This is a genomic window from Azospirillum thermophilum, from assembly GCF_003130795.1.
GTDB lineage: Bacteria > Pseudomonadota > Alphaproteobacteria > Azospirillales > Azospirillaceae > Azospirillum > Azospirillum thermophilum.
Window position 1 is genome coordinate 590,302 of record NZ_CP029356.1, and the last position, 12,014, is coordinate 602,315.

A 12,014-nucleotide genomic window follows, 5' to 3' on the forward strand; every position below is an offset into this window, starting at 1 on the left:
CTTGTGTGGAATGCAACCCGGCGCCCCGTTCCGGGCGGGGCGCCGGCCACTTCTTTCGAGGGTTTCATGACGCGACACCTGTTCGGCACCGACGGCATCCGCGGTACGGCCAACATCGAGCCGATGACCGCCGAAACCGCTTTGCGGGTGGCGATGGCGACGGCGCTGCAGTTCCGCCGGGGCGACCACCGCCACCGCGTGGTGATCGGCAAGGACACCCGGTTGTCCGGCTACATGCTGGAACCGGCGCTGACCGCCGGCTTCATCTCCATGGGGATGGACGTGGTGCTGGTCGGCCCGCTGCCGACCCCGGCGGTGGCCATGCTGACCCGCTCGCTGCGCGCCGACATGGGCGTCATGATCTCGGCCTCGCACAACCCCTACCAGGACAACGGCATCAAGCTGTTCGGCCCGGACGGCTACAAGCTGTCGGACGACGTGGAGATCGAGATCGAGCGGCGGATGGAACAGCCCTTCGGCCCCGATCTCGCCGGCCCCGCCGTGCTCGGCCGCGCCAGCCGCATGGAGGACGCGACCGGCCGCTACATCGAGTATGTGAAGAACACCTTCCCGCGCGGCCTGCGGCTCGACGGCCTGAAGATCGTCGTCGATTGCGCCAACGGCGCCGCCTACAAGGTGGCTCCCAAAGTGCTCTACGAGCTGGGCGCCGACGTCATCCCGGTCGGCATCACGCCGGACGGCACCAACATCAACAAAGGCTGCGGCGCCACCGCCACCCAGTCCCTGCAGGAACAGGTGGTCGCCCATGGCGCCCATCTGGGCATCGCGCTGGACGGCGACGCCGACCGGCTGATCATGGTGGACGAGGCCGGCCGCGCCATCGACGGCGACCAGCTCATGGGCCTGATCGCGGGATCCTGGGCGCGGGAGGAGAAGCTGCGCGGCGGCGGCCTCGTCGCGACCGTCATGTCGAACCTGGGGCTGGAGCGGCACCTCACCGGCCTCGGCCTGCATCTCGCCCGCACGCCGGTCGGCGACCGCTACGTCGTCGAGCGGATGCGCGAGCAGGGCTACAATGTCGGCGGCGAGCAGTCGGGCCATGTCGTGCTGTCGGACTATTCGACCACCGGCGACGGACTGATCGCGGCGCTGCAGGTGCTGGCGGTGCTGATCCAGGCCGACGGCCGTCCGGCCAGCGAGGTCTGCCGGGTCTTCGCCCCGGTCCCGCAGCTCCTGACCAACGTCCGCTTCGCCGCGGGTTCCAAGCCGCTGGAGAGCGCCGCCGTCAAGCAGGCGATCCGCGAGGGCGAGGCACGGCTGGCGGCGTCCGGCCGGCTGCTGATCCGCAAATCGGGCACCGAACCGGTCATCCGCGTGATGGCGGAGGGCGACGACGCCGCCCTGGTCGCGGAGGTGGTCGGCGACATCGCGGCCATGATAAAAGCCACCGCAGAGGCCGAGACTGCGGAGGCGTAACATGAAGGGACGGGTCCTGATCGTCGCCGGCTCCGATTCCGGGGGCGGGGCGGGCATCCAGGCCGACATCAAGGCGGTCAGTGCGCTCGACGCCTATGCGGCGACCGCCATCGCCGCCCTGACCGCCCAGAACACCCAGGGCGTGTTCGGGGTCGTGCCGGTCGATCCCGCCTTCGTCGCCCTGCAGATGAAGGTGGTGCTGGAGGACATCGGGGCCGACGCCATCAAGCTGGGCATGCTCGGCAACAGCGCGGTGATCGAGGCGGTCGCGGCCGAGATCGAGGCGCGGGCGATCAACATCCCACTGGTCGTCGATCCGGTGATGGTCGCCAAGAGCGGCCACTTCCTGCTGGAGCCGGACGCCGTGCTCAGCCTGCGCAAGCGCCTGCTGCCCTATGCGGAGATCGTCACCCCGAACCTGCCGGAGGCGCAGGCCCTGACCGACATCGAGGTGAAGGACCTCGACGGCATGCGGCAGGCGGCCGAGCTTCTGTTGTCCTTCGGGCCGAAGGCCGTTCTGCTGAAGGGCGGCCATCTGGAGAGCGACACGCTGTTCGACCTGCTGGTGACCGAGGATGGGGAGGAGCTGTTCCGCGGCGAGCGGGTCCACACCCCGCACACCCACGGCACCGGCTGCACCATGGCGTCGGCCATCGCCGCCGGGCTGGCCCAGGGAATGGGCGTGCGCGACGCGGTGGCGCGGGCGCGGGCCTATGTGGAGACGGCGATCCTCACCGCGCCCGGTCTGGGGCATGGGCACGGGCCGTTGAACCACCTGCACACGGTTCGCCCCTTCCCCTGAGAGGGGGCCTGTCCCGGAGTCGGCGTCAGACGATCGACAGCGGGGCGGTGGCCGGGGCGTCCAGGGTTGCGGCCAGTGCCCGCAGCCCGCGTTCCGCCTCCTCCCGGCTGGGCGGCTTGCTGAGAGCCACGCGCACGGCATGGGGCGCGCTGCTGCGGCCGACCGCGAAGACGTCGGCCCCGGTCACGATGGCGCCGCGGCGGCGGGCCTCCGCGATGAAGTCGTCACGCCGCCAGGGCTCGGGAAGCACCAGCCAGAGGAACGGCGCCGCCGGATCGCCGGACACCACGGATGGCGGCAGGATCGCGCGGGCGATCTGCCGGCGCACCCGGTCCTCGGCCCGCTGGACCTCGACGATCCGGTCTCCGGTGCCGTCGTTGATCCAGCGCGTCGCCACCTCCGCCGCCAACCCCGGCGCCGCATATTGCAGGGCGCGGACCGTCGCCTCCACCCGTGGGCGCAGGGACGGCGGCGCCACGACGTAGCCGACGCGCAGCCCGGCGCTCATGCTCTTCGACACGCTGTTGACGTGCAGCGTGATGTCCGGCGCGATGGCCTGGAGCGGCGTGGCGTCATCGACCAGATGGCCGAAGACATCGTCCTCGATCAGCACCACCGAATGCCGCCGGGCGATCTCCACGATCTCCAGCCGGCGTTCGTAGGGCGTCATCACGGCCGTCGGATTCTGGATGGTCGGCACGAAATAGAGCGCCTTGGGGCCCAGCCGCCGGCAGGCGCTGTCGAACGCGTCCGGCACGATTCCGTGCTCGTCGATCGCTATTCCTTCCAGGTAGTAGCCCATCGTCGCGGCGATGGTCTTCATGCCGTAGTTGGTCAGCCGCTCGGTCAGCACCACGTCGCCGGGTCGCGCGACGGCGGCGAGCGCCACGGCCATGGCGTTCTGTGCCCCGGTGGTCAGCACGACCGAGTCGGCGGTCGCCTCCAGCCGATGGTGCCGCTCCAGCCAGCGGGCGCCGGCCGCCCGGTGGGCCGGCAGGCCGGCATGGGGCGGATAGGCCAGGAACTGCACCGCCTGTCCGGAGGCGGCGATGGCGGCCAGCGTCGGGCCGAACATCTGGTCGGCGACGCTGTGCTGGGGATGGACGACGGTCATGTTGACCGCCTCCAGGTCCTCCCCCTCGGGCATGGGCAGCGCCCGGCCGCGGTCCAGCCGGTGTCCCTGCACGAAGGTGCCGCGCCCGACCTCGCCGCCGATCAGCCCGCGCTTCTCCGCCTCGGCATAGGCGCGGGTGATGGTGCCGACGGTGACGCCGAGCTGGTAGGCGAGCTCGCGATGGGTGGGAAGCCGCGTGCCGGCAGCGAGCCGGCCGGCGGCGATGTCGTCGGCCAGTGCGTCGGCAATGGCGCGGTAGCGGGGACCGGTGCGCCCGGCCAGATCCGGAGTCCAGGGTGTCATGGGCGACAATGATGACATTCCCTGGGGACAATGGCAATGGTTGGCTGATTGTCATCATCCTCTGGGAAGTGCGACGGTGACAATCCTGATGTGGGAGAGCCATCTCCGGACCGGTCGCCGCCTGCCCGGCGCAGCGGCGAAGCGCTCAGGACTGCGAGGCGAGCGACACGGCGTCCGCGCCGGCGACGAGCCGCATCGGGCTGGCCGGATCGGTGGCGGCCCGCCAGACCGCGTCCGCCACGTCGGCTGGCCGGGTGACCAGGGACGGCTGCTGCCAGGCGGCGAACACGCTCTGCGCCAGTGGGGCATAGGCCGGCGGGATGCCGTCCTTCATGCGGGACTGTGCGGTCTTCGAGAAGGCGGTGTCCGGCGCCCGGCCCGGAAGAACCAGATGCGCGCGCACATCGAACGGCTCCAGTTCCAGCGCCAGGGATTCCGTGAAGGCGTTCACCGCCGCCTTGCTCGCCGTGTAGACCGAAAGCAGATGCAGCGGCTTCAGGGTGACGCTGGAGGTGATGTTGATGATGACACCCGACCGCCGCTCTCTGAACTGCGGCAGCACCGCCTGCGTCATCGCGATGGTGCCGAAGGTATTGGTGTCGAAGATCTCGCGCACCGCCTCCATCGGGACGCCTTCCAGCGCGTTCAGAAGGCCGATCCCCGCGTTGTTGACCAGCACGTCGACCGGACCGGCCTCGTCGACCGCGCGCCGGATGCTGTCGGGATCGGTGACGTCGAGGCGCAGGATGCGCAGGCGGTCCGATCGGGGCATCAGGTCGTCGCGCGGCGTCCGCATGGTCGCGATGACCGTCCAATCGCGGCCGAGGAAGTGACGGGCGGTTTCCAGTCCGAATCCGGACGAGCAGCCGGTGACGAGAATGGTCTTCATGAGAGGGGCTCCTGTCGGTGGGGTGCGGGAACGACGATAGACCGGCCGTCCCGGACCATCTACGATTGGAAGTCCGTTCTTCATTTGCAGGAGTCCGAACATGACCGACCCGCTCGCGCAGGTGGTCGGCTTGCTCCAGCCGAGCGCCGCCTTCTCGAAGATCGTTCATGGCGCCGGCCCCTGGCGGGTCCGCCGATCGGAATCCGGGCGTCCGTTCTATTGTTTGGTCCTCGATGGCTCCTGCTGCCTCACCGTCCGCGGGAAGGAGCCGATCCTCCTGGAGAAGGACGATTTCGTGCTGATCCCCGCGGCGCACGAGTTCGCGATGTCCAGCCGCGACCCGACGCCGTGGGGGGCCGGCGACACGCTGCCGGTCGAACTGCGACCGGGGGAGTTCCTGCTCGGCACCCCCGACCGTCCGCCGGAGGTTTGCAATCTCATCGGCTACTGCGCCTTCGGATCGGCCGACGCGGCCATCCTGGTCTCGCTGCTTCCCCAGCTCATCCATGTTCGCGGCGACCGCAGGCTGGCGACCCTGGCGCAGCTGGTGAACGAGGAGTCGCGCGCTCTCCGGCCGGCGCGGGAGGTCGTCCTGGCACGCCTGCTTGAGGTGCTGCTGATCGAGGCCTTGCGCTCGGCGGCGGGGCCGGACGGATTCCCGGGGCTGTTGCGCGGCCTCGGCGACGAGCGTCTCGCCGTCGCCCTGCGGCACATCCACGAACGCCCGGCGACGCCGTGGACGGTTGCCCAACTGGCGAAGGAAGCCGCTTTGTCGCGGTCGAGCTTCTTCGAGCGGTTCCGGCGGGCGGTGGGTGTCGCGCCGATGGAGTATCTGCTCCATTGGCGCATGGCGCTGGCGAAGGACATGCTCCGCCGGAAACAGGGCGGAATCGCCGAGATCGCGGAACGCGTCGGCTACAGCTCCGCCAGCACCTTCAGCGTCGCCTTCGCCCGCCATGTCGGCGTGCCGCCGGCGATGTACGCCCGGCAACAACCGGCGGAGTGACGGGGGGCGGCGCGGCTGTGTCCTTCGTCGGGCACGCGGATTGGGGTGTGGCCGCCGAGATACATCCGCGGTCGGAAATGTAATGGTGACAATTATGCTTTTGACCCGCGTGATTGCGCAGGGATAATCGCGATTGTCTCGATTTTCCGAGCAACACGCACCTTATCGGGAGGTCCCCATGCGCAAGTTCGAAGCGACCGACAGCAACGGCCCGTCCCTGGCCGCCGTCCAGGTCACCGTGCGCGGGGTTTCCACCTGGGTCCGCCCGCTGTGGAAAATCGTCGACATGCTGTTCGACGCCTGCGAGCGGTCGCGGCAGCGCCGCGCGCTGATGGCGCTTGACGATTATTTGCTGAAGGATATCGGCATCAGCCGGACCGACGCCGAGCACGAGGTCCGCAAACCCTTCTGGAGAGGCTGAGGCCCCATGACCGATACCTTCATCACCTACGCCATCGAACCCGACCTGACGGCCGACGATTTCGTCGACGTGCTGGAGCGGTCGGGCCTGGCGGAGCGCCGGCCGGTCTCCGACCGGCCGCGCGTGGAGGCGATGCTCCGCAACGCGCAGCTCATCATCACGGCACGGGCGGACGGCGCCCTGATTGGCGTCGCCCGCTCGGTCACCGACTTTGTCTATTGCTGCTACCTGTCGGACCTGGCGGTCGATCGCGCCTGGCAGGGACACGGCATCGGCAAGGAGCTGATGCGCCGCACGCGCGACGCGGTGGGCGAGGGGACGATGTGCCTGCTCCTTTCCGCGCCCAAGGCGGTGAGCTTCTACGAGGCGGCCGGGCTGCAGCGGCACCCGCAGGCCTTCCTCTTCACCGACCTCAAGTAACCACCCGGTTCTTGTCCAGGGAGTTCCGCCGCATGACCGACACCACGGGCCTTGCCATCTCCTTCGCCGACGTGGCGGGGGCGGCGGAGCGGATCGCCGGCGTCGCCCACCGCACGCCGGTCCTGACCAGCCGGACCGCCGACGCGGGGACCGGCGGGACCCTGCTGTTCAAGTGCGAGAATCTGCAGCGCACCGGCGCCTTCAAGATTCGCGGCGCCTACAACGCCATCGCCCGGTTCACGCCGGAGCAGCGCGCCGCCGGGGTCGTCGCCTATTCCTCCGGCAACCACGCCCAGGCGATCGCGCTGGCGGCCCGCCTGCTGGAGGTGAGGGCGACCATCGTGATGCCGATGGATGCCCCTGCCGCGAAGCTGGAGGCGACGCGCGGCTACGGCGGCGACGTGATCCTCTACGACCGCTATGCCGAGCCACCCGAGGCCGCGGTCGCCCGCGTGCTGGCCGAGCGGGGCGGTACCCTCATCCCGCCCTTCGACCATCCGCATGTGATGGCCGGGCAGGGGACCGTCGCCAAGGAACTGATCGAGGAGGCCGGCGCGCTCGACCTGCTGGTGGTGCCGACCAGCGGCGGCGGGCTGCTCGCCGGCTGCGCGGTCGCCGCGAAGAGCCTCAGTCCCGGCTGCCGCGTCGTCGGCGTCGAGCCGGAGACGGGCAACGACGCCCAGCGGAGCCTGCGCAGCGGCGCCATCGTCCGCATCGAACCGCCGCGGACCATCGCCGACGGTGCGCAGAGCCGGAGCGTCGGCCAGCTCACCTTCCCGGTGATGCAGCGGCTGGTCGACGACATCGAGACGGTCAGCGACGCCGAGCTGGTCGAGGCCATGCGCTTCTTCGCCGGCCGGATGAAGCTCCTGGTGGAGCCGACCGGTTGTCTCGCCGCCGCCGCCGTCCTGTCCGGGCGTCTCGATGTAGGCGGCAAGCGCGTCGGCATCGTGCTGACCGGCGGCAACGTCGACCTCGCCCGCTTCGCGGCACTCGTCCAGGCGGCATAGACCGCCAACAGCATTCGGGCGGCGTCAGGGCCGTCGACGGTCTGACCAGCTCAGCCCCGGAACAGGGAGCCATCCATGCGCTTGCCCATCTATCAGGTCGATGCCTTCACCGACACCGTCTTCGCCGGGAACCCGGCGGCGGTGGTGCCGCTGGAGACGTGGCTGCCCGACGACCGGCTGCAGGCCGTCGCGGCGGAGAACAACCTTGCGGAGACCGCCTTCTTCCTGAAGTCGGGGATGGCTACGAGCTGCGCTGGTTCACGCCGACGGTGGAGGTCGATCTGTGCGGCCACGCCACGCTGGCGACCGCCTTCGTCGTCTCGACCATCCTCGAACCCGGCCGCGACCACATGGCCTTCGCCACGCGGCAGGCCGGCACGCTGACCGTCACCCGCGAGGGCGACCGCCTCGTCCTCGACTTCCCCAGCCGGCCGCTGGCCCGTGCCGAGTCGCCCGATCCCAATCTGGTGGAGGCGCTGGGCGGCGGCTGGCCGGTGGAGATCCTGGGTGGGCGCGAATACTACGTCGTCTACGAGGACGAGGAGACGGTGAGGCGTTTGGCGCCGGACATGGTGCGGCTCGGCCGGCTCGACCGGCCCGGCGTCTGCGTGACGGCGCCGGCCCGCCATGGCGGCGACTTCGTGTCGCGCTCCTTCGCTCCCGGCTTCGGCATTCCGGAGGATCCGGTGACCGGGTCGACCCATTGCACGCTCACCCCCTATTGGGCGGAGCGGCTGGGCAAGACGCGGCTGGAGGCCCGCCAGATCTCGGCGCGCGGCGGCAACCTGAGCTGCGAGCTTGCCGGCGACCGGGTGAGGATCGGCGGCCATGCCGTGCTTTATCTGGAGGGCAGCATCCGCGTCTGACCGGCTGGGCAAGCAATGGCGGCCCGTGCAAACTGTCGCCCGACACAGCAAAGGGGAGGACAAATGCCGGGCCGCTATTTCGAGGAGTTTCGCGTCGGCGACGTGATCGAGACGGAAGGGGCCACCCTGACCGAGAGCATGATCATGGACTTCGCCCAGCGCTACGACCCGCAACCCTTCCACATGGATGCGGTCGCGGCGGCGGAGGGGCCGTTCGGCGGGATCATCGCCAGCGGGTTCCAGACGCTGGCGCTGACCTTCCGGCTGTTCCGCGACACCGGCGCCATCACCGGCACCAGCCTCGGCGGATCCGGGGCGGACGAGCTGCGCTGGCTGCGGCCGGTGCGGCCGGGCGACACGCTGCGGGTGCGGGTGGAGGTGCGGGAGGCGACGCCCTCGCGCCGCGGCGACCGCGGCACGGTGCGCCTGTTCTACACGGCGCTGAACCAGCGCGGGGAGGAGGTCATGACGGTGACGATGAACCACCTGATCGCGGCGCGGACTCCGCCCGCCGCACGATGAAGATCCGGCCTGCCTGACCGGCGTACCTATCCTGATTGACGCGGGGCGCGCACGGCCCCTATCGTCCGCGCCCGCGTCGCCTTTCATTCCTTTTGCAACCCCACCTCTTCGGGGAGGAAGTGCCCATGAAGCCCAGCCGCCGGCCCTCGAACCCGCTGTTTTCCTCCGGCCCCTGCGCCAAGCGCCCGGGCTGGTCGCTGGAGGCGCTGGAGGGCGCGCTGCTCGGCCGGTCGCACCGCTCCAAGCCGGGCAAGGCGAAGCTGAAGGAGGTCATCGACCTCACCCGCGGCATCCTGGGCATCCCCGGCGACTATCGCATCGGCATCGTCCCGGCCTCCGACACCGGGGCGGTGGAGATGGCGCTGTGGTCGATGCTGGGCGCGCGCGGCGTCGACATGGTCGCGTGGGAGAGCTTCGGCAGGGAGTGGCTGAACGACGTCACCAAGCAGCTCCGGCTGCCGGACGTGCGGACGCTGGTGGCCGATTACGGAGTGCTGCCCGACCTGTCGCAGGTGGACTTCGACCGCGACGTCGTCTTCACCTGGAACGGCACCACCTCGGGCGTGCGGGTGCGCGATGCCGACTGGATCCCGGCCGACCGCAAGGGGCTGTCGATCTGCGACGCCACCTCCGCCGCCTTCGCGATGGAGCTGCCGTGGGACAAGCTCGACGTCATCACCTGGTCCTGGCAGAAGGTGCTGGGCGGCGAGGCGGCGCACGGCATGCTGGTGCTGAGCCCGCGCGCGGTGGAGCGGCTGGAAAGCTACGACCCCGGCCGGCCGCTGCCCAAGATCTTCCGCCTGACCAAGGGCGGCAAGCTGATCGAGGGCATCTTCGAGGGCGACACCATCAACACCCCGTCGATGCTCTGCGTCGAGGACGCCATCGACGGCCTGCGCTGGGCGGTGAAGGCGGGCGGCCTGCCGCAGCTCATCCGCCGGTCGGAGCAGAACCTCGCCATCGTGGCGGAGTGGGTGGAGCGCAGCGACTGGGCCGGTTTCCTGGCGGCCGACCCGGCGACCCGCTCCTGCACCTCCATCTGCCTGCGCTTCACCGATCCCGAGGTACTGGCCCTGCCGGCCGAGGCCCAGGCGGCGCTCGCCAAGAAGATGTCCGCCCTGCTGGAGGCGGAGGGGGCGGCCTTCGACGCCGGCTCCTACCGCGACGCCCCTGCGGGGCTGCGGCTGTGGGGCGGCGCCACGGTCGAGAACGAGGACATGGAGGCGGTGCTTCCCTGGCTCGACTGGGCTTTCCGGACGGCCAAGGCGGAAACGCTGGGGCGCTGACGCTTCCCGCAGCTTCCTCTAGCGCAGGCCGGCCTGCCCGAGCAGCCGGTAGAACTCCCGGAGCGCCCCCTGCTGCAGGGCGCGGTCCGGGAGGTCGCTGACGTATTTCTGCTCGAACTGCGGCTGGCGGAGATGCGCGATCACCCGGTCGCGCACCAGCGCCAGCGCGCCGGGGCTCTGCAGGATGCCCGGCGCGCAAAGCTGGATCAGCCGGTTGGCCCGGTGCCGCAGCGGATCGTCGATCCGGTCCAGCCGTTCGATCACCCGGCAGTCGGTGATGTAGCGGACCAGCAGCCGGTCGATGTTCTCCGAGATGCGGCCGCGCAGGGGCTCGGCGAGGGTCGAGTCCGCGACCTGCCGGTAGAGGCGCGTCATCTTCTCCAGGTTGATCCGCGGCGTTTCCTCGATCCGCAGGAACCGCTCGAACTCCTGCGGGTCGGCCGTCGTCCGTTCCAGCAGCCGTCCGACGTCGGCGGCGTGCTGCCGTCCGAGGCCGGAGTCCGCCAGAGCCAGCAGGAAACGCACCCGGTCGCCGCGGTCCTTGTGGAGGTCCGACAGTTCCTCCATCGCCTTGCGGCGGCCGAGCGCTCCGCCATTCTCCAGGAAGCGCATGTGGCGCAGGACCAGCGCCTCCGCCATCGGAGGGCCGCCGAGCAGCCCGTCCGGGCCGGTCAGCCGCCTCAGGATGTCGCAATGCGCCGCCCAGTCGGCGTTGCGGTCGTGGCGATGGAGCGGCTGGGTCCCCCGCAACTGCCGTCGCAGGATGTCCAGCAGGACGGTCCGCGTCTCCACCAGATCGTGGAAGGCCAGCAGTTCGTTGAGATGGAGTGCGGCATCATCGTCCGGCCGGCCCTTGGCGTCGAGGCGTCCGCGGGCGAGGTCGGCCAGGCTGCACAACGCTTCGCCCAGGCTGCCCTGGGCGCCCAGCAGCGCCTGCACGACCGAAGGGGCGCCCAGCACGTCGGCGATGGCGCCGTCCAGCACGGCCAGCGGCTCCTCCGCCAGCCCGCCGTCCTGCCGGACCAGCTCCGCCAGATACTCCAGCTTGGCGAGCCAGTTGCGGAGCTGGACCAGCTCGCGCGAGAGCACCACGCGGGCGAGGAAGTCGCGCTCCTCCGGCGCCTCCGTCTCCGCCAGCCGGGAGAAGGCCGGGGCGAAGCCGCTGTCCGCGACCTCCGGCAGGTCCTTCCGGGCACAGGCCCTGCGCGTCCGTTCCCGCACGCCGTCGATCAGGCCGTGCAACTCGTCCCGCCGGCCGCGGCTGTCGAGCGCGTAGTGTTCGGCCTGCAGCACCGCCACCCGTCCGACCGCGTTCTGCAGCAGCGTGTCGCTGTCGGTCAGCCGGCGCAGTTCGGGGAAGTTGTGCAGCAGCTCGGTGGGTGTGACGACATGCCGCTCCACGTAGTTGCGCAGCAGCCGGTTCATCGCGATGCGCGCGTCGACCGAGAAGAGGTCGGCCACCGCCCGGCAGGGGGGCGGCGCCTCGTCCAGCGGGGCGACGGTGACGGCGGTGTGGAGCGCGCGGAACTCCTGGTGCAGTTCCGTCTCGACATGGCGGCCGTCGGCGCGCAGCCAGTCGCGGACGATGCGCACCCCCTCCACCCGGCCGCCGGACAGCAGGCGCCGGGCATGGCTGCGGGCCTCCGCCTCGCTCGTGAAGCGGGCGTCGAGGACCCAATGGTCCTGCAGGTAGAGCTGGACTTCGTAACTGCTTCCCGCCGGAGACATGCGGCGCCCGCCCCCAACCGTTCGGCGCATCCGGTGGCAGGATTGGATGATATTCGGAGCAAATCAATCCAATTGTCGCCTGAATACAATGGTGTCCTGCCGGCCGGCCGGGTCGCGGATGTGCGGGGCGCAGGGGAGGCGGTCACGGGCCGCGGGGCTTTTCCGTTTGCATGGCGGCCGGGTGTCGGGTATTGACCCGGCCCGTGTGCC

The 12,014-nt window shown here is 70.5% G+C and carries 11 protein-coding genes and 1 pseudogene; 9 read left to right on the forward strand and 3 right to left on the reverse strand.

From position 1 onward, the window contains the following. The first annotated feature begins 66 nt into the window (after positions 1 to 66). Together glmM and thiD are read left to right on the forward strand one after the other, a co-directional pair. On the forward strand, positions 67 to 1,437 hold the full coding sequence (gene glmM / locus DEW08_RS23805) for a phosphoglucosamine mutase (protein WP_109331928.1): 1,371 nt from the start codon (positions 67 to 69) through the stop codon (positions 1,435 to 1,437). Position 1,438: 1 nt separating this feature from the next. Continuing rightward, a complete protein-coding gene (gene thiD / locus DEW08_RS23810) occupies positions 1,439 to 2,239 on the forward strand; it encodes a bifunctional hydroxymethylpyrimidine kinase/phosphomethylpyrimidine kinase (protein ID WP_109331929.1) in 801 nt (266 codons plus the stop codon). Positions 2,240 to 2,264: 25 nt separating this feature from the next. On the opposite strand, the gene DEW08_RS23815 is transcribed toward thiD, so the two are convergent. Beyond that, positions 2,265 to 3,656 carry an aminotransferase-like domain-containing protein gene (locus DEW08_RS23815; protein WP_109331930.1) on the reverse strand — a complete coding sequence of 464 codons (1,392 nt, stop codon included), beginning with the start codon at positions 3,654 to 3,656 and terminating at the stop codon, positions 2,265 to 2,267. A 145-nt stretch (positions 3,657 to 3,801) separates the two neighbouring features. Continuing rightward, complete coding sequence (locus tag DEW08_RS23820) at positions 3,802 to 4,545, reverse strand: SDR family oxidoreductase (protein WP_109331931.1); 744 nt, start codon at positions 4,543 to 4,545, stop codon at positions 3,802 to 3,804. Positions 4,546 to 4,645: 100 nt separating this feature from the next. On the opposite strand from DEW08_RS23820, the gene DEW08_RS23825 reads away from it, so the two are divergent. The 7 genes and pseudogenes from DEW08_RS23825 (at position 4,646) to DEW08_RS23855 (ending at position 10,076) form a co-directional block, all read left to right on the forward strand. Next, on the forward strand, positions 4,646 to 5,551 hold the full coding sequence (locus DEW08_RS23825; protein WP_109331932.1) for an AraC family transcriptional regulator: 906 nt from the start codon (positions 4,646 to 4,648) through the stop codon (positions 5,549 to 5,551). 178 nt (positions 5,552 to 5,729) lie between these two features. Beyond that, on the forward strand, positions 5,730 to 5,972 hold the full coding sequence (locus DEW08_RS23830; protein WP_109331933.1) for a DUF1127 domain-containing protein: 243 nt from the start codon (positions 5,730 to 5,732) through the stop codon (positions 5,970 to 5,972). A gap of 6 nt (positions 5,973 to 5,978) precedes the next feature. Further along, a complete protein-coding gene (locus DEW08_RS23835; RefSeq protein WP_109331934.1) occupies positions 5,979 to 6,392 on the forward strand; it encodes a GNAT family N-acetyltransferase in 414 nt (137 codons plus the stop codon). Positions 6,393 to 6,424: 32 nt separating this feature from the next. Then, positions 6,425 to 7,402 carry a threo-3-hydroxy-L-aspartate ammonia-lyase gene (locus DEW08_RS23840; RefSeq protein ID WP_109331935.1) on the forward strand — a complete coding sequence of 326 codons (978 nt, stop codon included), beginning with the start codon at positions 6,425 to 6,427 and terminating at the stop codon, positions 7,400 to 7,402. A 75-nt stretch (positions 7,403 to 7,477) separates the two neighbouring features. Further along, positions 7,478 to 8,268: pseudogene (locus DEW08_RS23845) on the forward strand (PhzF family phenazine biosynthesis protein). A 63-nt stretch (positions 8,269 to 8,331) separates the two neighbouring features. Continuing rightward, the gene (locus tag DEW08_RS23850) at positions 8,332 to 8,790 is read left to right on the forward strand and encodes a MaoC family dehydratase (protein WP_109331936.1); all 459 of its coding nucleotides are present in this window, start codon (positions 8,332 to 8,334) and stop codon (positions 8,788 to 8,790) included. A gap of 125 nt (positions 8,791 to 8,915) precedes the next feature. Next, positions 8,916 to 10,076, forward strand: a complete 1,161-nt coding sequence (locus DEW08_RS23855) for a phosphoserine transaminase (protein ID WP_109331937.1) — start codon at positions 8,916 to 8,918, stop codon at positions 10,074 to 10,076. Positions 10,077 to 10,094: 18 nt separating this feature from the next. Here the strand turns inward: DEW08_RS23855 and DEW08_RS23860 are convergent, their stop codons facing one another. Then, entirely contained in the window at positions 10,095 to 11,804 is a 1,710-nt protein-coding gene (locus tag DEW08_RS23860; protein WP_109331938.1) for a hypothetical protein, read from the reverse strand. Positions 11,805 to 12,014: the final 210 nt, after the last annotated feature.

What these genes read in the sequence shown, in the direction of transcription:
- DEW08_RS23835 (WP_109331934.1), top strand. Translation starts at nt 5,979, where the DNA reads ATGACCGATACCTTCATCACCTACGCCATCGAACCCGACCTGACGGCC.
- glmM (WP_109331928.1), top strand. Translation starts at nt 67, where the DNA reads ATGACGCGACACCTGTTCGGCACCGACGGCATCCGCGGTACGGCCAAC.
- DEW08_RS23860 (WP_109331938.1), bottom strand. Translation starts at nt 11,804, where the DNA reads ATGTCTCCGGCGGGAAGCAGTTACGAAGTCCAGCTCTACCTGCAGGAC.
- DEW08_RS23840 (WP_109331935.1), top strand. Translation starts at nt 6,425, where the DNA reads ATGACCGACACCACGGGCCTTGCCATCTCCTTCGCCGACGTGGCGGGG.
- DEW08_RS23850 (WP_109331936.1), top strand. Translation starts at nt 8,332, where the DNA reads ATGCCGGGCCGCTATTTCGAGGAGTTTCGCGTCGGCGACGTGATCGAG.
- DEW08_RS23815 (WP_109331930.1), bottom strand. Translation starts at nt 3,656, where the DNA reads ATGACACCCTGGACTCCGGATCTGGCCGGGCGCACCGGTCCCCGCTAC.
- DEW08_RS23825 (WP_109331932.1), top strand. Translation starts at nt 4,646, where the DNA reads ATGACCGACCCGCTCGCGCAGGTGGTCGGCTTGCTCCAGCCGAGCGCC.
- DEW08_RS23855 (WP_109331937.1), top strand. Translation starts at nt 8,916, where the DNA reads ATGAAGCCCAGCCGCCGGCCCTCGAACCCGCTGTTTTCCTCCGGCCCC.
- DEW08_RS23820 (WP_109331931.1), bottom strand. Translation starts at nt 4,545, where the DNA reads ATGAAGACCATTCTCGTCACCGGCTGCTCGTCCGGATTCGGACTGGAA.
- thiD (WP_109331929.1), top strand. Translation starts at nt 1,439, where the DNA reads ATGAAGGGACGGGTCCTGATCGTCGCCGGCTCCGATTCCGGGGGCGGG.
- DEW08_RS23830 (WP_109331933.1), top strand. Translation starts at nt 5,730, where the DNA reads ATGCGCAAGTTCGAAGCGACCGACAGCAACGGCCCGTCCCTGGCCGCC.